The organism is Bernardetia sp., from assembly GCF_020630935.1.
Classification (GTDB): domain Bacteria; phylum Bacteroidota; class Bacteroidia; order Cytophagales; family Bernardetiaceae; genus Bernardetia.
Genome location: NZ_JAHDIG010000005.1, coordinates 21,429 through 41,581 on the forward strand (window position 1 = coordinate 21,429; position 20,153 = coordinate 41,581).

A 20,153-nucleotide genomic window follows, 5' to 3' on the forward strand; every position below is an offset into this window, starting at 1 on the left:
GATAACAAAAGACTGTACAAACTGTTGCACAATCAAATAAAGTATTTTATCCTTAAATTATCAAAATTATGTTTGGTTTATTTAAAAAGAAAGACCCTATTCAAGACAAAATTGATAAACTAACAGCAAAATATAAAAAAATAACAGAAGAAGCGTTCAATCTTTCTCGTTCTGATAGAAAAGCAAGCGACCTAAAGACAGCTGAAGCAGAAGAAATATTAAAAGAAATAGAAGAGTTACGTACTTCATAAAGCTGATTTTTTCAGAAAATACGTAATAGGTAAGAATCGTTTTTTTATGCAGATAAAAATTAGGTACTTTGCAAGCTGAGAAATTCTTTACTGTAAATTTGTTTGTTTTTATTTGATTTAACAAAGTCCTTTTTTATGACATATAAGATAGCAGTTATTGGTTTGGGGTATGTAGGTTTGCCACTTGCCGTTGAGTTTGGAAAAAAATATACTACTATTGGTTTCGATATCAACGCAAGCCGTATTGAGGAACTTGATAAAGGGTATGACCGAACTCTTGAGGTAAATACAGAACAGTTAGCAGAAGCAGATAAGATTAGCTTTACGTCTAATATAGAAGAGATTAAAGAAGCTACAATTTATATTATTACTGTTCCTACCCCTGTGGATTTATACAAAAAACCAGATTTGAAGCCTATCTTATCAGCATCCCAAACCGTCGGAAAAGTACTTAAAAAAGATGATATTGTAGTGTATGAATCTACTGTTTTTCCAGGTTGTACAGAAGAAGAGTGTGTTCCTGTATTGGAAAAATATAGTGGGCTTAAATATAATCAAGATTTTTTCTGTGGTTATTCTCCAGAGCGCATAAATCCAGGGGACAAAGAACATACTATTGCCAAAATTAAGAAAGTGGTAAGTGGTAGTACTCCAAAAGTTGCTAAACAACTTGATGAACTTTATGGCTCAATCATTACGGCAGGAACACATCTTGCCTCTTCTATCAAAGTAGCCGAAGCCTCAAAAGTCATTGAAAATGCACAACGAGATTTGAATATTGCTTTTGTTAATGAACTTGCCCTCATTTTTGAAAAAATGAATATAGATACTTTAGAAGTTTTGGAAGCAGCAGGAACAAAATGGAACTTCCTTCCTTTCAAACCAGGGCTTGTTGGAGGACATTGTATAGGAGTTGACCCTTATTATCTGACGTATAAAGCTGAAAGTTTGGGCTACCATCCAGATGTAATTTTGGCTGGGAGAAGAATCAATGACACGATGGGAGCTTTTGTAGCTTCAAAAGTAGTAAAACTGATGATTCAGCGAAGCAGTAGCGTAAAAGATGCAAAAATTTTAGTGTTGGGAATTACATTTAAAGAAAACTGTCCTGATATTCGTAATTCGAAAGTAATTGATGTAATAAGAGAGTTTCAAGACTTTGGTGCAGATGTAGAAGTTTATGACCCTTGGGCAGATAAAGCTGAAGTAAAACACGAGTACAATCTTGATTTGATAGAAAAACCTACTGATGCCTACGATGCGATTGTTTTGGCTGTTTCTCATAATCAGTTTGATAGCTTAGATTTTGAAAAAATAAAACATCAGAATACAGTTATCTATGATATTAAAGGAAAATTTGACAAATCTAAAGTAACAGCGAGACTTTAAAGTGAAAAAATTAAAATGAACAATGGATAATTAATTTAATTATCCATTGTCCACTGGATGGATTTACTTATTTCTATTTCTTGCTTTTCTCCATCTCACAATTCCAAAAATAACTCCAGCCAAAAGAAGCCAAAATACCCACAAACGCATTACTCCCACAACAAACATCAAGAAATCGTCCCAACCCTCTCCCATATTTTCCGACAAACGGCTAAAAAATGAACGCTCTGGTGGCTTAGAGTAATTATCTAATTTTTGAGTGAGTGTTAAATGAATTGTACTAAGTGAAATTTGGTCTTTCAAGTAGCGCAAACGTCCTTCTTTCGCCTCAATTTCCTCACGAATGACACGCAGTTTGTCTTCAATTTCTAAAATTTCTGAAATGGTTTTGGCATTTTTTAAAAGTTCTGTATAGCGTTTTTCTACTTCTCTTTTTGTTTTTAGGCGTGCCTCAATATCTACAAACTCTTCACTAACATCTTGTGCGTCTTGCGATTGATTTTCAACAAACCCGATAGTAGTAAGCTCTTTCATCAAGTTTTCAAAATTACTAGAAGCTACACGAATCGTTACAGTTTGTGTTTTTTGATAGCTATAATCATTATAATTTGCAGCCGAAGTAAAGCCTTTATTTGCTTTTACTTTTTGCAAGACTTCTTCTTTAGCTTTGTCTAAATCCTGCACTCGCAAACTCATATTTCCTGTTTTGATGATATGAAGTCCCTGTACGATGGGTTCTGTGCTTGTTCCTCCTCCTTCTGTTCCGTCTTGATAATTAGCAAAAGTAGCAACTGGTGATTTTGTTACAGGAATAGCCTCTTCTGTAAAATAATCAGCACTTTCTGTTTTAGCTTGGTAAGAAGAATCTCCTTGACAAGAAGCAAAAAATGGAAGGAAAAGAATCCAAAAGTAAAGCGAAAATTTTAAGGTCGTTTTCATAATGAAAGGTTTTTAGTTTTCTGAATAGTTATTGATTTTGTTTTGCTAAGTAGATGCACTAAGCTATCAGATTGCATAAAATCTGATTAATTTTTATCAAAATTTACTCAAAAAAATCTATAAAACGTGAATTTAAGGACTGTAAAACCTACTCAATTACATTTTTAGACAAAAAATTAAGACCTTTGTATCTTATAAATTTATGTAGAAGTTTCTTGCCGTTGTTTGTGCTTTAGCAAATGACACATCGAAAAAAATATGTTCAAAACAACTGAAATAACAGCCTATACAATTCCTAGTGATAATGTAATCCATCAGCGTTTGCTTTTTGCGTATTACCAAACTGTAAAACATGTGAGTGGAAGTATTTTGGAGACAGGCTGTGGAGTGGGAAAAGGAGCAGAACTCTTTAAGCCTCATTGTACACATTATACAGCTCTTGATAAAAATCAAGAACTTATCAATCACCTTCAAAAACAGCATCCAGAATTTACATTTCTAAATCAGAATATTCCTCCGTTTGCTAATCAAGCTGATGAGAGTTTTGATACGGTGGTTACGCAGCAGGTCATTGAGCATATTGAAGACGATAATTTCTACCTCAAAGAAATTCAGAGAGTGTTGAAGAAAGGTGGGAAAATGATACTTACCACACCAAACATCAAGCTCTCACTCACACGCAATCCGTGGCACGTAAGAGAATACACAGCGCAGGAATTGCAAACGCTTTTAGAAAAATATTTCTCAAAAGTAGATTTAAAAGGCATTACAGGCAATGAAAAAATTTGGGAATATTATGAGCAGAATAAAGCCTCAGTTGCCAAATACAAAAAGCTAGATGTTTTTAATTTGGAGCAAAATCTACCTAGACAAATTCTTCAAATTCCGTATGATATTTTGAATAGAATGAATCGTAAAAAACTACAAGAGCAAGATAATTCTTTGGTAAGCTCAGTTACGATGGATGATTATTTCATTTCTGATGATGCAGACAAATGTTTTGATTTCTTTGCTGTGGTGGAAAAGTAAAGTTTTATAAGCCTATTCTGATTTTTTGATTGGAATAGGTTTTTTTATTCTTCTTCATTCTTATTCTCTCCTTTTCCTCCCTGCTCATTCTTTTCGTTTTCCTGCTTTTGTTTGATTTGGAATTGCTTTGGCGTAATGCCTTCGTACTTTTTAAAGACACGAATAAAATAGGTCATGTGATTATAGCCTAGCTCGTAGCAAATATCTGTAACTGACTTTGAAATATCTACCAGACGGTTTTTTGCAATTTCTACACGCTCTCTATTGATGTAGTCTATCGGAGAAATATCTAAGGTTTCTTTGAAGGTTCTAAAAAATGCAGCCTTACTCATACTGGCAATATCAGTAAGCGTATCGATAGAAATAGGCTCGTCGATGTGGTCTTTGATGTAATCTAGCACAGCCTCAATACTTGGGTTGGTTTCGCTTTGTTCTTCCTCGCTTTTTTCAATATCTATTTTATCTCGTGCTGGTGTTCGGACAAATCTCAGAATGAGTTCTTTGATAGCAAATTCTATGAATACCTCTTGATTGTAATGCTCTTCTACAAATAAATCTATAAGTCTTGTGATAGATTTTTTAATGCTCGTGTCGTGCGTAACATTGATTGGTGTTTCTCCAAATTGCCAATGCGAATTGTTTTCTACTTTTAGTTTGCAGCCTTCTAGTATTGCTCCTGTTTTGTTGTACTGTGAAATAGTTAGGTTGATAGTTTCTATTGGCACTTGAAGTTCTAACCACGAAATACTAGGTTTAGACTTACTTTTTTTAGTAGATTTTTCATCCGTATTTTTTGAGGCTTCCAAACGAACAGCCTTGTGAGGTGGAATTATTAAAGATTCGCCTACGGTGCAGGTTTGAGAATATTCTTTCGCTTCAAAATTTATCTTTCCTTCCAAAATAGTTATGAGTGTAACTTTGTTGGTTTGTATAGTTTTGGGTTTGATAGAAGCTGATGCTTTTGCATTTTCGTCGTTCTGAATTAGAGATAACGACGTTCTACCCGATTGATAAGTTACTAAATGGAGAGGAGAAGCAGACATAGAAGGAGTTATAAATCAGTGAAATGGCTTAAAATCTTAGCTACAAAATTATGTTTTTTTCCAAAACGAAACAATAGTATTACTTTTTGAACACTTTGTAACATTACTTTAGAAAATAGAGAATTTCGTATAATTTTTACTAATTACTTTACCGTAATTTTGTTATGTACTAGAGAAGAAAAGTATTGTTTAACATACAGACTAAACAAGATACAATTTTTCTACTACAAATTTGGAATAAAACACAGAAAATAGTTTTACACACACAGGAATATACAACACACACTCATATTTACTGAAAACTATTTTCAATCCAACATAAAGGTTTTAATGAGATTTTGTTTTCATTTATTTGGAACGCTTTTTTGACCTTACACACAATACCACAAACACACACACCAATCAAAAGGCTTGTTCTACTTGTAGAATGAGCCTTTTGTTGTTTTACTAGTAAAGTATAATTCGTTTTTGATAACTTTGCTTTTAGCTTTTATCAGAAAACATATTTTAAATTAAAATGTCAGATTATACATTTTCAAAAGTATTTAAGAATATAAATTTTTCAGAGCAAGAATTTCCCACAGGAGAGTATGAAGAATGTAGTTTTCAAAACTGTATTTTTAGAAATAGTAATTTATCACATTCTAAATTTATCAACTGCGATTTTGAAAGTTGCGATTTATCTAGCATAAAATTAGGTGAGACTTCATTGCAAGAAATTACTATCAAAAATTCTAAGTTGCTTGGGGTGGTATTTTCAGACTGTACTAATTTTTTGCTATCTATACACTTTATTCATTGCTTACTTGACTTTTCATCTTTCTATCAGCTAAATCTTAAAGATTTTAAATTCAAGAATTGTAGCCTTAAAGATGTCGATTTTACAGAAGCAAATCTTAAAAAAGTAGCTTTTGAAGACTGCAATTTGATAGGAGCTACTTTTGAGAATACCGTTTTAGAAAGTGCAGATTTTCGAAGTGCAACAAATTATTCTATCAATCCTGCAAAAAATAAAATCAAAAAAGCAAAATTTTCTAGTCAAGAAGTAAAAGGACTCTTGGATAGTTATGATATTTTGATTGAATGAAAAAACACAGTTCAAATTGTAAGTTAACGTGAACTCGGAATTACAAATAAGCTAATTACTTGTTTCAAGTAGATTAGATATAGAACTTGTTTAAGAATGGTTTTTCTAGCGCAAGATTCCATCTTGTGTTTACCGTTTTGTCAGCATATGCTGACGAAAAAGTACGTCCAAGCAGAATGCTTGAACGAGAAACAATAATTAAAATTTACTCTATACCTCATTAAAGGTACTTTTTTTCATTCTTAAACAACTTCATAGTTTTTGGTCTGCTCTAATGAGACTGACCTAAAATGTAAATCCTAAGTTCACGTTGGGTTAGATGAAAAGGTTCTAAAAGAATTAGAGACTAAATGATTTTACTCTTTACTTTCTGTATTTTCAGGCAATTTCAAGCTATCCAAAACGCTGCTGAGTTGTGTGCCTTTCAGAAGATTTGCAAACACGTCTGCCACAGAGTTTCCTCCCAAAATTGCGAGTGGAGCCATCGAATCTGCCATTTTTTGAGCAAGTGCTTTATCAGAAAACGATTGCAAGGCTGCAATAAGGTCTGGAGAAACAGCTTTTGCTTTGGCTACTACTGCCTCTACTTCTGTTTGTTCTTCCAAAATGTACTGCTCTAGCTGTTTTTGAGCTTTTTCTATCTCAACGGCATCTTTAGCTCTTTGTCTAGTAAGTTCGTCTTCATTGATTTGATTGAGCGTTTTTTGTTCGTCTAAATTAGCTTGTAAATGACGCTCCTTACTCATTATTTCACTTTCAATTTTAGATAAAGTAACTTCTAAGAGTTTTTTGACTTCTTCTTTTTGAAGTTCGTAGATTTTCTGCTTAGTTTCAGATTGTGTAGCTGCGATTTGTCTTGTAATGGCTTCGCTTTCTTGTGTAAATTCTAATTTTCGTTTTTCAGCATTTATGCGAAGTGTTTGCATAACTGTATCTTGCTGTGAAGAAATAAGTAGATTTTCAATATTTGCATCACCCAAACTTATATCCAAAATCTCAACGTCGTAGATACGCATTCCATTTTCTTCAAAAAGTCGTCCTGTGCGTTTCCCTGTTTTCTTGTCAGACTCTCCTAAAATAGCATCTCTCAAAATCGTAATTCCATTGGCATAAAATTCCATAATTGGATATCTTCTGACAGTATTTCGGATATACGAACGCATGTGGTCTGTTAAAAATTTGACATAGTTTTCCACATTAAACCACTTTTCAGAATCTCCTTCAAAATTGACACGATACGAAAGATGTATTCTAACTTGCGTGTAATCTGCCGATTCTGCCATTATCTCATCCGAAACTTTATTATACAACACTCTCAAATAAACCGTTTTGATAGAATTTGCTGTTGTTTTTGGTGTTCCTGTTGAAAGCTCTATACCTTCTAATTCTTCATCGTATTCCAAAAGATACGATTGAGGACCTTCAATGACTTTTCGTTTTCCTGTCTTGCTAACCACTAAAACAGCATATCCTGTCCAAGGCGCAATCGTAACAGCTCCTTCAAATTTTGTATCTAATGTCACCATACGAGGTGGCGTAAACGAACTATCACGATTAAATTCGTCGCTTACTACTTCGTCTGCAATCTTAGCTTTTTTTCGTAATTGTTGTTGTGGAGCTTCTGGTGCTTGATTTTGTTCTTGTAATTCAAAATCAGTAACGAAATTATCGTTTTTAGCAATACTTTGCATCGCCATATTGTACTCCATTGCTTCATTGTTATTTGGAAACCAAAGTGATGTTTGCTTTTTTGTCAAAACTCTTCGTACCAAAACAAATTCTCTTGGGTCTGGCAAAAACATCGCTGCACCTTTTTTGAGAGCGACTGTTCCTGTTTTACGATTGAGGTAATAACGTCCTTCTCCTGCTGGAATAGCAATGGCATAATGACGTTCTTTTTTTCCATAACGAATAATGGCGTGTTCTGGGCGAGGATAATAAATCATTTGGTCTTTTCCAGTAATGAAAAGCTCGTCGCCTTCTTTATACTCGTTTTTTCCTTCTTTATAAGGAGCAATGACTTTTATATAGAGTCCACTCATTTCATTGAGTTCGATGGCTTTAAATTTTCGTTGTCCATTTTTCTCAATAAACTCTTCTGTTGGTTCTGGAAAGACTACTTTTGGACCTTGAATATAGCGTTTGTTTCCATCTTCGTTGAGCAAAATACAGTATTCCAAACGTTCTAAAGTTACAGCCTCTCGCACATATTCATCTGTTTCGTAACCGTATGAGTCTGTTCTGACCACTTCAATTCCTGTGGGTGGAATATAAAACGAAACAGCATCGCCACGAATAATCAGAAGCTGACCCATTGTAAGACTTTCAGCTACTTTTTTGAGTTCTTTTACTTCTTTATCCTCTCCTTCTTTTGTTTTGATGACGGATTTACCCCAATTTTCTCGTGCTTGTTGTTCATCATACACACGAACCAATAAATATTGATTCGAACTCAAATTATGTCCTCTGACTACTCTTGCCATTTGTCCAGCCCAAAGTGCAAAAGAAATAGGACCTGAAATATTTACTTTTCTTCCTACATTGAGTTCGGCTAAATTGTTACTTGTTCCTACTTTTGGTGGGTTATTATCTTTTGAAGGGTTTTTCAAAACTATATACCATCCTTCTGGTGCAATGACAAAAGAACGCATCGAATCTTCTAAAGTACATTTTTCGAAACGTTTGGTTTCGTCGTCGAACATCACAGGACGGTCAGTATTGGCAAGGCTAGTTTTGTAAGGACCTACATAAACATTGATATTTCCTTTAGTTTGGTCAGAAATAAATGCGTACTCATTAGGAGCTAAAACTAAATCTCTTTCTCGGTTACTATCAGACATAAGTGTTTGTGATTAAGTTAAAATGATAAGCTAAACTTGATGATAGAATTTTTTTGCTGGTAGATTTTAATTCCTTAATCTTAGTGTAAAATATACAATAAGTTGTTTTGTTTTTATTAACGCTACTCTACATGTAAAGGTTTCATTATTTTAGAATAAATGTGTTTTTTTTACACTAAGTTGCTTTTGTGATTTTTTAATTCGTTATATCTCAATACTAATCCAAACTACAATGTAGTAGTAATCCGTTTTTATTCTAGTTATCCATTTTTAAATTATTCGTTTAATCAACAGGGTCATATCCACTTCCTCCCCACGGATGGCATCGTCCTATACGCTTTATGCCTTTCCATCCTCCTTTGAAAGGACCATACTTTTTAATAGCTTCTACCATATATGCTGAACAGGTAGGAGTGTACCTACAACGAGGAGGCAATATAGGTGAGATGAAGTATTGATAGAAACGTACAATAGCCAGAAAAATGAATGAGAAGAACTGAGAAATGTATTTTAGTACCACTATTGAAATTAGTATTATTTTTATAAATAATTAAACTACAACGATTTTTATATAAATTGCGTTATAAACGGGTTAGAACAAAGTTTTAGTTTATTCTTGCTTTATAGGAAGAAAATCTAAAATAAATTAGAAAATACGCCCTTAATTATGAATTTGTCTTTGTAACATTCTTATATTTGAAAATTATAAGGTTTTTATAAATTACGACAGTTATAAATTTAGTAATTTTGAGAATAGACTCAACAAAGTCTTATATTTATTCCCTTTTATCTTTTTATATATTGTACATCAATTATTATGAAATCTGTTTTGCACATCAAAATACCTTCCCTTTTAGAAAACATACGTATTGTAGAGAGTTTTATTGATAATGCTCGTGATAAATTCAATTTGAATGATGATATATACGGAAATATAATGGTTGCTGTTACTGAATCGGTAAACAATGCTATTATTCACGGAAATGGAAAAGATAAAGAAAAGGAAGTAGAACTTAGCTTAGAAGTAGGAAAAAAAGAGCTTTATTTTACTATCAAAGACCAAGGAAAAGGCTTTGACCCCAACTCACTTCCAGACCCTACTGCACCAGAAAACCTTCTAACTATCGGAGGAAGAGGAATTTTCCTTATCAAGAACCTAGCTGATAAAGTAGATTTTTTAGATGAAGGCAGAACTGTCAAGATGACTTTTAATGTAACCAATTCTATTTTGAACTAGAACCAATTACAAATTGAAAGTTAGCGAAGCTAATTTTTTTTGATTAAACAATACTATCTAAAGAAAATACAGTTTTTATACTGATTACTGGTAACTGTTTACTGATTACTGATAGAAGTGGAAAAGATAAATTTAGAAGATTATACCTATAATTTGCCAAGTGAGCGAATTGCACAAGAACCTTTGAAAGAAAGAGATAGTTCGAAACTCTTAGTTTATAAAGAAGGTTCTATTTCACACCATCGTTTTAGAGAAATTACTAATTTTCTGACAGAGGATTATACTTTGTATTTTAATAATACGAAAGTTATTCCTGCACGTCTGTTGTTTGAAAAAAAAGCTACTCAGAAAGGACAAAATGGAAAAGGTGCAACCATCGAAATTTTCTTGCTACATCCTATTTTACCTACTGCTGATGTAAGTGAAGCAATGCTGAGTAAAGAAAATTGTACGTGGAAATGTGTAGTAGGAAATCTTAGGAGATGGAAAGAAGGGCAAACGTTAGAAAGAGAATCAGAAATTGATGGTCAGAAAGTACATATTCAAGCCAAAATTGCTGATAGAAAGGAGCTTCTGATAGAACTAGACTGGAAGGATAAAAATCATCAGACTACAAATATTCCATTCGTAGATATTGTTGAAAAGTTGGGTGTAATGCCACTTCCTCCCTACATCAAAAGAAAAGCAGAAGAAAAAGACGCAGACACATATCAGACGATTTATAGCAAGGCTTCAGGAGCAGTAGCAGCTCCCACAGCAGGTTTGCATTTTACAGAAAATGTCTTGCAAAATCTTGCAGAAAAAAACATCAAAACCAACGAACTTACGCTGCACGTAGGTGCAGGAACATTTCAACCTGTCAAAAAAGAAAATGCTGAAGATGTAGCTACTCACACAATGCACTGTGAGCAGATTGTCATAACGAAAGAAAATATTGAAAGCATTATAAACTCTAAAAAAGTAGCTTCTGTTGGAACGACTTCGATGCGAACCTTAGAAAGTCTGTATTGGTATGGAGCAAAGATTTTACTTAAAAATAATACTACTTTTTTTGTAGAAAAATTAGAGCCTTATAGTTATGACGAAACTATAAAATTGCCGTCTAAAAAGGAGAGTTTTGAAGCAATTTTAAATTATATGCATGTTTCAAACCAAAAACAACTTACTGGTGAAACAGAAATCTTTATACTTCCTTCTTATAACTTCAAAGTCTGTAATGTTCTGATTACTAATTTTCATATGCCAGAGACCACCCTTATTTTGCTAGTGGCAGCTTTTGTAGGCAAAGATTGGAGAAAAATCTACCAATCGGCTTTAGAAAATGAGTATCGTTTTTTAAGTTATGGAGATTCTTCGTTGTTGTTTTTAAAATAAATTTATAATTCGCCATTTTCTATCATTATCTCTGCCACTTTATTTGCCTTTTCAAAAGCTCTACCATTTCCCATATTAGATAAAATGATTATAGCTACCTTCTGTTTTGGAAAGCGAATAATTTGAGTACTGATGCCATAATCTCCTCCATCCCAAGAAAATACGTCTCTACCTTTGTATTTATCTAAATGCAATCCAAAGGCTTGATTATTTTTACCATGTTTAAAAATTCCTGTAGTATGCATGAGATTATAAAAAGCATCTCCTCCAAATTCTTTAGTAAAGAAGTTCTGACTCCATTTTAGTAAGTCATTCATTGTAGTTACAACCCCACTTCCTCCATAGTGAGGAGTATTTCTGTGGTGTTGAATCCATTGTCCTTCATTGCTCACAAAAATTCCTTCATTTCTATACGCTTCTACATATGGTTTACTTCTAGGATTGTATGGTGTAACTCTATTTTCAATGACTTTGGTAATATCGTCGTGAATAAAAGTTGAATTCATTCCTAGTGGGTCAAATAATTTTTTCTTTGCAAATTCTCTAAAAGGCAGTCCACTTACTTTCTCAACAATTTTTGTGAGTAGCATATAATTTACATTAGTATAATCCCATTTAGTTTCAGGAATAAAAGCTAAGGTATCAGATTGTAATGATACATCAATGCAGTAATCTATATCAAAATAATTGAAGGTAATCCAAGAAATTCCATTGGGTCTTTTTAACTTATAACAGTCCGTAATTCCACTTGTATTGTATATTAAATGTTTTACTTTGATAGTGTCTCTATATTTTTTTAGTGAGGGAACAAAATCACTTACAGGTGTTTCAAGGCTTAATTTGCCTTCTATAATAAGTAGGGCAATACAAGCTGCTGTAAACTGTTTGGAAACAGAAGCAATACTAAAAGCAGATTCAGAGCTGATAGGAATCTTATAGTCAAGATTGGCTAATCCAAATCCTTTATTATAAAGAATTTTGTTTTCTTTAATAACTCCAATGGCAAATCCAGGTGAATTTCCTTCATCATAAGACTTAAAAATACTATCAATAGAATTTTCTGTTTGAGACGAGATAGATTGACCAAAACAGTTTGAATGGAAAAAAAGCAGAGCAATTAGAAAAAAGATTCTCATAGGTAATTTGAAGGGTTAGATATATTTTTCAAAATAGATGCTAAATTACATTTAATCGTTGCTTTATGTTTGCATTAAATTTGAGTGAGAAAAAGGTAAATAAAAATATTTACTTCAAATTTATTCGCTTATGAAAACTTACATAGCGTTATTTTTTTCTCTTTTGTTTTTAGTTTCGTGTAGTAAAGAAGATACGGAAGCTGAAAAGCAAAATTATAAAATGGGTTTTACCACCTTTCCTTATGAGTTCAGCATAGAATCAGTAAACGATACATATAATTTTATTGAGCAAAATGCTGATATTTATTCAGAACACATAGACAATACTATTCCTTGGGATGCTCTTATCAACCAAACGGAATTACCCACAGCTTTTACAGACGAGATAAATTCAAAAGTCAATCGTAAAATCAATTCTCATCCACTTCTACTTTCTGTCAGCATTTTGAACACCTTGCGTACCGACCTAGAAAATGACTTTGATGGACAAGTTCCAACCTACACTTCTCTTTCTGATGAACATATAGAAAATGGGTATTTTAGGTATTTAGAATATTTGATAGATAGGCTTTCTCCAAACTACTTGGTAATGGCTATGGAAGTAAACGAACTCAAAAAAAATAATCCTACAAAATGGGAAGAGTACAAGCAGCTTGGAGATAACATCAGAAGTCGTTTAAAAACAAAATATCCATCTTTGAAAATAGCTGAATCATTCACGTTACATAACTGGTATGAAAAGCCCACAGATTTTGTGAATGAGATAAGAGAATACAGTAGCAAATCTGACTTTTTAGCCATTAGTTTTTATCCATTCATTATGAATAAACACACAGAAGAGGAATTTCAGGCAGCTTTTGATTTTCTCCATTCACAAACTTCAAAGCCGATTGCTTTTGTTGAAACCAACACCATAGCACAAAATTTATCTATCCCAAATTTAGATGTTTTTATTCCTTCTTCTCAAGCAGAACAAAAAGTCTATTTAGAAACACTTTTAAAAAATGCTCAAAAACAAAAGTATGAATTTGTTATTTGGTGGGCGCACCGAGATTATGATAGATTATTGCCATTCTTTCCAGAAGAAGCTAAAGATATAGGATTGATTTGGAGAGACACAGGTCTTTTAGATGAAGATGGAAATCAGCGACTTGCTTTTTCTGTTTGGAAGGAAAATTTTGATAGGTAATATTGTTATCTTGTAGGTTAAAGGCTTGTCTTCAACTTATATTTATTTTGTATCAAAGGCAAGTCTTTGCCCTACATTCTGAATTGTAAAATATGATTTTGAAAAATGAAAGACAAAAATTACCGAAGACCAATTATCAGAGCCAGTTGGTGGGATTATGGTTGGAATGGTGCGTATTTCATTACTATTTGTACTAAAAATAAAGAACATTTTTTCGGAGAAATAAAAGATAAAAAAATGTATCTTTCTCACGTTGGAGTAATTGTAGATGTGCTTTGGCATCAAATTCCAATGTACAGACCATATTTAGAATTAGAGGAATTCGTAATTATGCCAAATCATTTACACGCCATCATCACAATAGATAAACCTCAAGAAATAGAATCAGATACAACAGATGATTTCACAACAACACGATTTCAGAATCAAGGAAAAGATACTATTTCTTCTATCATTGGAGGTTTTAAATCTGGAGTTACAAAACACATAAATCGGTTAGGATTAGAATCTGCTTGGCAAGAAAGATTTCATGACCACATTATCCGAAATGAAAAATCATATCAAAGAATCGCAAATTATATTCAAACCAATGTAGAAAACTGGGAAGATGATAGATTTTATACGCCATAAATTGAATATGAAATCGTATTTATTGTAGGTTAAAGGCTCGCCTTTAACTGTATTTACATTATTATTTGTCAAAGGCAAGCCTTTGCCCTACACTTTTTTCATTTTATTCCCAAAAACTCAAGAAATCTTCTAAATTTAGATTTTTTATTGGCAGATTCTTCGATTCTTTTCCAAAACTGTTCAGTTTCATCTATATGTTTTTTCGCTTTTTCTACCAATTCCTCATCAGTCCATAGCGAATCTTTTGTAATTAATTTTTCATCTGATTTTTTAGGTCTAATATATCCATCAGCTATACTCACATAATCATGAAGTATACCCTCATACACTTTCCAAAGAGAACCTTCATATAAGAAACGCATAGATTTTGTGTGTTTTTCTTCTTTTTTGTCTAAACAGAATATATCGCCCTTGTTTGGTTGGTAGTTAAAATCAAAGACTTGTGCTTCTTCATTGTTAAGATATTCAAGTACTGTATCTGCTTTTAAATCTTCCTCAAGCATATCCTCAGACATTAGAGCCAAACCAAGAATAACTTTTTTTTCTAAATTTAATATTCGTTCTGTACTACGATACAATTTCCAAGTAATATTTGGATATAAACTTGAAGCAATCTCTTCATTTTTACACGTACAGAAAATTATTCCTTCTTTTGATTGGCACATAATTCATTTTTTACTAAAAAAGGAAAAAGCTAAAGCCTTTTCCTTTCTGTTTTAACTAATAAGTTTTTTTTGAGAATCAATACTCATCATCATCATCATTTCTGCGCTGAGTACCTCTTTCTTCTGGATTAGCTATCGATTCACGCATTTGCGTATCAGCTTGTAAGTTTCTTAAGCGCTGGTAGTCCATAATTCCGAAGTTTCCTGTGCGTAAGGCTTCTGAAAGAGCTTTTGGAACTTCTGCCTCTGCTTCGATAACTTTTGCTCTTGATGCCTGTGCTTTGGCTTTCATTTCTTGCTCTACGGCGATTGCCATTGCACGACGTTCTTCGGCTTTTGCTTCGGCTACTCTTAAGTCGGCATTAGCTTGTTCGATTTGGAGTTTTGCACCAATATTTTCCCCAACATCAATATCTGCAATATCAATAGAGAGGATTTCAAAGGCTGTTCCTGCGTCTAATCCTTTTTCCAAAACGAGTTTAGAAATTCGGTCTGGATTTTCCAATACGTCTTTGTGAGAGTGCGACGAACCTACTGCCGTTACGATACCCTCACCCACACGAGCCAAAATAGTTTCCTCACCAGCACCACCGACAAGTTGAGCAATGTTAGCACGAAGCGTAACACGAGCTTTTGTGATAAGTTGAATACCATCTTGTGCTACTGAAGTAACAGCATTTGTAGTAATTACTTTTGGATTTACAGAAATTTGTACGGCTTCTGAAACGTCTCTACCTGCTAGGTCGATGGCTGCAGCTTGTTTGAAACTTAGGTCAATGTTGGCTTTATCGGCTGCAATGAGTGCTTTTACCACTTCCTCTACACTACCACCTGCCAAAAAGTGCGTCTCCAAATCTGATGCTGTTATTTCTTTCAAACCTGCTTTACTAGCATTAATGAGAGGCAAAACAATTTTGCGTGGGCGAACATTTCGGATTCGCATGGCTACAAGTTCCAAAAGCCCTAAACGAACACCAGAAAATATAGCTGTAATCCATAAGTTAATTGGAATGTAGGTGCGTATGAGAAGGGCAAGCACCACTATAATTACACCAAAAATAGCAAATAAAACAGTTTGTTCTAACGACATAGATAGATAGATAATGGATGACTAGAAATTATTAACTAATAACTTTACATTAACAGTAAGGCTAAGGCATGCCTTAGCCTCTACGAATATAAACTTACAGAATATACTGACTTAAATCTTTGTTTTTAACAAGAGTTGCAAGTTTTTCTTGTACCATTTCTTTTGTAATGACTACATGAGCATTTGCTGGAATGGTATCTGGTACATCAAATAAAATTTCGTTCAGAAGATGACTCATAACAGTATGCAAACGTCTTGCACCAATATTTTCTACTTCTGTATTAATATGAAAAGCAATATCTGCAATTTCTTCTAATGCCTCTTCCTGATAAGTGAGTTTTACATTCTCAGCATCCAAAAGAGCAACATATTGCTTGCTAAGGGCATTTTTTGGGTCTTTCAAGATTTTGTAGAAGTCTTCTTTAGTTAGGGAGTTGAGTTCTACACGAATTGGAAAACGTCCTTGCAGTTCTGGAATGAGGTCAGAAGGTTTCGAAACGTGAAACGCTCCTGCTGCTACAAACAAAATATGGTCTGTATTGACAATTCCGTGTTTGGTAGTTACGGCACTTCCTTCTACAATTGGTAGCAAATCACGCTGTACACCTTCACGGCTTACATCGACTCCACCACCTTTATTGCTAGACGAAGCCACTTTATCAATCTCATCAATAAAAATAATTCCAGAATTTTCAGCTTTCTTGATGGCTTCAGCTTTTACTTCGTCCATATCAATAAGTTTGTAAGCCTCTTCTTCTAAAAGTAATTTTCTAGCTTCTTCTATCGTAACTTTGCGCTTTTTAGAACGGCTAGGAAGCATGCCACTAAGCATTTCTTGAAGATTCATCATCGAAACTTCATCAATTGCTCCACCTACAACACCCACACCAGGGTTATTACTTGATTCTAAGGTAATTTCTATTTTTCTATCTTCTAATTCGCCAGCACGTAATTTTTCTCTAAAACGTTCTCTTGTTCTTTCATTGAGTTCGGCATCTGAAGTTGGCATCTCATCATTAGAAAACCCAACAGCAGACGGTGTAGTGGTTGGCTTTCTGTTTTTGAGAGGTGGAATAAGTGCATCTAAAATAATATCTTCAACAGCTTTTTCTGCTTTTTGCTTTACAGCGTCACGCTTTTCTGTCTGTACAAGTTTGACAGCTTGCTCCACCAAGTCTCTGACCATACTTTCTACATCACGCCCTACATAACCCACTTCCGTAAACTTTGAAGCCTCTACTTTAACAAAAGGAGCATTGGCTACCTTTGCCAAACGACGAGCAATTTCAGTTTTACCAACACCTGTTGAGCCTATCATCAAGATATTGTTGGGCATAATTTCACGCTGCATGTCAGATTTAACATGCATACGTCGCCAACGGTTACGCAATGCGATAGCTACATTTCTTTTTGCTTCGTGTTGTCCTATAATGTACTTGTCTAACTCTGCAACAATTTGTTTGGGCGTATAATAGATGTTATTGTCAATCATAAAAAATGTGTCCTATTTATAATTACTAAGTTTTTTAGCTAGTTATTTTGTAGTTCTTAAATTATATTTTTACTTAAACTTTTGGGTCAAGTCTTAATTTAACAAGTATCGTGATTTTTTGTGAGAATAAAAATTGTAATTTTAATTTTTATGCGCATTTCTAATCGTATTTTTTTATAACGAAAAAGAATATTTTTGGTTTTGTATTAAGATTCTCAGACTTTATCGCAGTTTTTCATTTGCTCATTTACATTCATTTATGCACCAAGATTTTATAAATAGTTTTAAAAAAGAGATTTTTTCCCTTCCTAAAAATGATGAACAAGCCTTTGAAGAAAAAGCCTTATCATTATTTCGTTTTCAATCCAAATACAATCCTATTTATAAATCATATATAGAAAAGTTAGGAGTTGATATTTCTCAAATAGATTCTATTTATAAAATTCCATTTTTGCCAATTCGCTTTTTTAAATCCCATAACGTTCAAGTAGAAAGTGTAGAGACGAAGCAAATTTTTACAAGTAGTGGTACGACAGACATTACACAGAGAAGCAAACATGCTATTTCTGATTTGAGTTTTTATGAAAAGTCTAGTCAATTTATCTTTGAGGAATTGTATGTAGAATATGGGAAACTATCTGATTTTCAAATTTTTGCGCTTTTGCCTTCTTATTTAGAACGTGACGGCTCTTCGCTGATTTATATGGTAGATTATTTTTTGAAAAATGCACAACCAAACTCTAATTATTTTCTCTATGACTATGAAAAACTAAAAAATGAAATAGATAAAGCTGTTTTAACAACTCCTTCAACACCCATTTTGCTTTTAGGAGTTACGTTTGCGCTGCTAGATTTTGCTGATTTTTTAAAAGAAAATTATCCAAGCTATAAATTACCCAAGACAAAACAGTTTGTAGAACATGGTAGTAGAAATGAAATTATTGTAATGGAAACAGGAGGAATGAAGGGACGAAAAAAAGAAATGGTAAGAGAAGAAGTTCATAGCGTTTTGAAAAATGCTTTTGGCGTATCGTCTATTGATTCTGAATATGGAATGACAGAACTTCTTTCACAAGGATACGCAACAAAAAAAATAAACAAGACCAACAACGATGAAATTTGGTTTCAAACGCCTGCTTATCTGAAAATTCTGATTCGTGATACAAATGACCCTTTCGAATTAAAACAAGTAAATGAAAATAATTTTGAAATTCAAAGTGGAGCAATAAATGTAATAGACCTTGCCAATGTCGAAAGCTGTGCTTTCATAGAAACACAAGACTTAGGTAAAATCAATCACAAAGGAGAATTTCAAGTTTTGGGACGTTTCGACTATTCGGATGTGAGAGGGTGTAATTTGTTGGTTTTGTAGTTAGAAAAATGATAAAATTAATATCTGTGCTTATCTGTATCATCGGTTGCATCCGTGTTCTATCAAATGGAACACAGATATCACGGATTTAACAGATTCAACACGGATAAAAAATAGCTCAAAATAATTCCTCATGCAGTTTTTCTGCTGATTTTTCTAAAATCGCTAAAAGCTGTAATTCGTATTTCGAATACTGGTCTAAGTTTTCTATAAAGTCTTTTGAAAGCTCTGTTTTATCCTTTGATTTTGCTTTCAAAAATTTCTCTGTCTGTTTTTCTATCTCTTTTTCTGATTTATTTAACGTTTCATTCAATACTTCTGGATGAATGTAGTAATTTCTACAAATGGTAACCGTATTGCCTAATTTATTAGCTACTTTTCTAACCAAAACAGTCTCTAGTTTTTTGCGTGGACTTTTTTCTACTTCTTCTCTTGCTTCACTGATAAGTTCCAAAGTAAGAATACTTGCTCCCCACGTTCTGAACGTTTTGGCTGTGAAATGATGTTTCATTTTTTCTTCCAAATATTCGTTTACATCATGTGAGTTGATGCGTTGCCACTTGTTATCTTCATCTTTATATCTAAAAAGTTCTTGCCCAGAAAGAGCAGCACATTCTTTTAGTTTTTTGATAAGAGATTTGTTAGCAATACTTACTGTTCTGACTTTGTTACTTTTTGCTTTGTAGCAAAGTGAAATCTTGTGTTTTGTTTCTTCATCAATTTTGATATGTTTTCTACGAAGTGTTGTAAGTCCGTAGGTTTTATTAGATTTGAGATAACGGTCGCTACCTATTCTCAAAAGTCCTTCTTGCATAAGTTCAATGGCTAGAGCAACTACCTTTTCTTTGTTCCACGTTCTTTTGCGAAGGTCTTTTTTTATAGCTCTTCGAAGACTAGCAAGTGAATATCCAAACTCTTGAAGTTTCAAAAATTTTGTTTTGTTCCTATACTCGTTCCAATCTGGGTGATAAATAGACTGTTTTCGGTTACGCTCATCTCTACCTACAGCTTGCAAATGTCCGTTTTTATCTTTGCATATCCATACACTGCGCCACGCTGGAGGGATACCTAAATTTTCTATACGTAGTAGTTTTTGTTTGCTTTTAATAGGCTTTCCTTTTGTACTCAAATAGACAAATTTCTCACCTTTTTTTTTGCGTGTATAACCTTTTTCTGTATCAGAAGAAGAATATAAATGAGGAGGATGTTTTGGGTAAACCGATTTTCCTACCACCATAATCGGAATTTTATTTTCTGTCGGATGTATCATAATGTAAGTCTAAAAAATGGATTTATTAAAAAATCTAGTGCCTTGATAACTTGAATTTTGTATAGAATGTTAGAACAGAATAAATAGCAAATTTTGGAATTACTTTTCTAATACTGTATT

General features: G+C 33.3%; 18 protein-coding genes. 9 read left to right on the forward strand and 9 right to left on the reverse strand.

What is annotated here, in order from left to right; translation table 11 throughout:
* The first annotated feature begins 68 nt into the window (after positions 1 to 68).
* Both QZ659_RS02530 and QZ659_RS02535 read left to right on the forward strand, forming a co-directional pair.
* Entirely contained in the window at positions 69 to 251 is a 183-nt protein-coding gene (locus QZ659_RS02530) for a Lacal_2735 family protein (RefSeq protein WP_291721406.1), read from the forward strand.
* A gap of 135 nt (positions 252 to 386) precedes the next feature.
* The gene (locus QZ659_RS02535; RefSeq protein WP_291721408.1) at positions 387 to 1,640 is read left to right on the forward strand and encodes a nucleotide sugar dehydrogenase; all 1,254 of its coding nucleotides are present in this window, start codon (positions 387 to 389) and stop codon (positions 1,638 to 1,640) included.
* Positions 1,641 to 1,703: 63 nt separating this feature from the next.
* Here the strand turns inward: QZ659_RS02535 and QZ659_RS02540 are convergent, their stop codons facing one another.
* Complete coding sequence (locus tag QZ659_RS02540; RefSeq protein WP_291721409.1) at positions 1,704 to 2,579, reverse strand: DUF4349 domain-containing protein; 876 nt, start codon at positions 2,577 to 2,579, stop codon at positions 1,704 to 1,706.
* Between the two features lie 258 nt (positions 2,580 to 2,837).
* Between QZ659_RS02540 and QZ659_RS02545 the strand changes: the two genes are divergently transcribed.
* Complete coding sequence (locus QZ659_RS02545; RefSeq protein WP_291721411.1) at positions 2,838 to 3,608, forward strand: class I SAM-dependent methyltransferase; 771 nt, start codon at positions 2,838 to 2,840, stop codon at positions 3,606 to 3,608.
* A gap of 44 nt (positions 3,609 to 3,652) precedes the next feature.
* Here the strand turns inward: QZ659_RS02545 and QZ659_RS02550 are convergent, their stop codons facing one another.
* Positions 3,653 to 4,651 carry a helix-turn-helix domain-containing protein gene (locus QZ659_RS02550; protein WP_291721412.1) on the reverse strand — a complete coding sequence of 333 codons (999 nt, stop codon included), beginning with the start codon at positions 4,649 to 4,651 and terminating at the stop codon, positions 3,653 to 3,655.
* 517 nt (positions 4,652 to 5,168) lie between these two features.
* On the opposite strand from QZ659_RS02550, the gene QZ659_RS02555 reads away from it, so the two are divergent.
* Positions 5,169 to 5,738: a pentapeptide repeat-containing protein gene (locus QZ659_RS02555; protein ID WP_291721414.1), complete on the forward strand. Its 570-nt coding sequence runs from the start codon at positions 5,169 to 5,171 to the stop codon at positions 5,736 to 5,738.
* 356 nt (positions 5,739 to 6,094) lie between these two features.
* On the opposite strand, the gene QZ659_RS02560 is transcribed toward QZ659_RS02555, so the two are convergent.
* Both QZ659_RS02560 and yidD read right to left on the reverse strand, forming a co-directional pair.
* Entirely contained in the window at positions 6,095 to 8,578 is a 2,484-nt protein-coding gene (locus QZ659_RS02560; RefSeq protein WP_291721417.1) for a hypothetical protein, read from the reverse strand.
* Positions 8,579 to 8,861: 283 nt separating this feature from the next.
* Entirely contained in the window at positions 8,862 to 9,083 is a 222-nt protein-coding gene (yidD, locus tag QZ659_RS02565) for a membrane protein insertion efficiency factor YidD (RefSeq protein WP_412728037.1), read from the reverse strand.
* A 312-nt stretch (positions 9,084 to 9,395) separates the two neighbouring features.
* Between yidD and QZ659_RS02570 the strand changes: the two genes are divergently transcribed.
* Together QZ659_RS02570 and QZ659_RS02575 are read left to right on the forward strand one after the other, a co-directional pair.
* On the forward strand, positions 9,396 to 9,815 hold the full coding sequence (locus tag QZ659_RS02570) for an ATP-binding protein (protein WP_291721421.1): 420 nt from the start codon (positions 9,396 to 9,398) through the stop codon (positions 9,813 to 9,815).
* Between the two features lie 117 nt (positions 9,816 to 9,932).
* Positions 9,933 to 11,189, forward strand: coding sequence for an S-adenosylmethionine:tRNA ribosyltransferase-isomerase (locus tag QZ659_RS02575; RefSeq protein ID WP_291721424.1), 1,257 nt, complete (start codon positions 9,933 to 9,935; stop codon positions 11,187 to 11,189).
* Positions 11,190 to 11,191: 2 nt separating this feature from the next.
* Here QZ659_RS02575 and QZ659_RS02580 read toward each other — a convergent pair whose 3' ends face one another.
* Entirely contained in the window at positions 11,192 to 12,325 is a 1,134-nt protein-coding gene (locus QZ659_RS02580; protein WP_291721426.1) for a serine hydrolase domain-containing protein, read from the reverse strand.
* A gap of 130 nt (positions 12,326 to 12,455) precedes the next feature.
* Here QZ659_RS02580 and QZ659_RS02585 point away from each other — a divergent pair, with 130 nt between their 5' ends.
* The gene (locus QZ659_RS02585; RefSeq protein WP_291721428.1) at positions 12,456 to 13,514 is read left to right on the forward strand and encodes a glycosyl hydrolase 53 family protein; all 1,059 of its coding nucleotides are present in this window, start codon (positions 12,456 to 12,458) and stop codon (positions 13,512 to 13,514) included.
* Between the two features lie 105 nt (positions 13,515 to 13,619).
* Positions 13,620 to 14,144 carry a transposase gene (locus QZ659_RS02590; RefSeq protein ID WP_291721430.1) on the forward strand — a complete coding sequence of 175 codons (525 nt, stop codon included), beginning with the start codon at positions 13,620 to 13,622 and terminating at the stop codon, positions 14,142 to 14,144.
* Positions 14,145 to 14,242: 98 nt separating this feature from the next.
* On the opposite strand, the gene QZ659_RS02595 is transcribed toward QZ659_RS02590, so the two are convergent.
* The 3 genes from QZ659_RS02595 to hslU all read right to left on the reverse strand — a co-directional run bounded on the left by QZ659_RS02595 (position 14,243) and on the right by hslU (position 17,391).
* Positions 14,243 to 14,809 (reverse strand): hypothetical protein, encoded by a 567-nt coding sequence (locus QZ659_RS02595; RefSeq protein ID WP_291721432.1) that lies wholly within the window; start codon positions 14,807 to 14,809, stop codon positions 14,243 to 14,245.
* Positions 14,810 to 14,885: 76 nt separating this feature from the next.
* On the reverse strand, positions 14,886 to 15,899 hold the full coding sequence (gene floA, locus QZ659_RS02600) for a flotillin-like protein FloA (protein WP_291721434.1): 1,014 nt from the start codon (positions 15,897 to 15,899) through the stop codon (positions 14,886 to 14,888).
* Positions 15,900 to 15,993: 94 nt separating this feature from the next.
* Complete coding sequence (gene hslU, locus QZ659_RS02605) at positions 15,994 to 17,391, reverse strand: ATP-dependent protease ATPase subunit HslU (protein ID WP_291721435.1); 1,398 nt, start codon at positions 17,389 to 17,391, stop codon at positions 15,994 to 15,996.
* A 259-nt stretch (positions 17,392 to 17,650) separates the two neighbouring features.
* Here hslU and QZ659_RS02610 point away from each other — a divergent pair, with 259 nt between their 5' ends.
* Positions 17,651 to 18,763 (forward strand): acyl transferase, encoded by a 1,113-nt coding sequence (locus QZ659_RS02610; protein ID WP_291721437.1) that lies wholly within the window; start codon positions 17,651 to 17,653, stop codon positions 18,761 to 18,763.
* Positions 18,764 to 18,881: 118 nt separating this feature from the next.
* Here QZ659_RS02610 and QZ659_RS02615 read toward each other — a convergent pair whose 3' ends face one another.
* Complete coding sequence (locus QZ659_RS02615; protein WP_291721439.1) at positions 18,882 to 20,033, reverse strand: DNA topoisomerase IB; 1,152 nt, start codon at positions 20,031 to 20,033, stop codon at positions 18,882 to 18,884.
* Between the last annotated feature and the right edge of the window lie 120 nt (positions 20,034 to 20,153).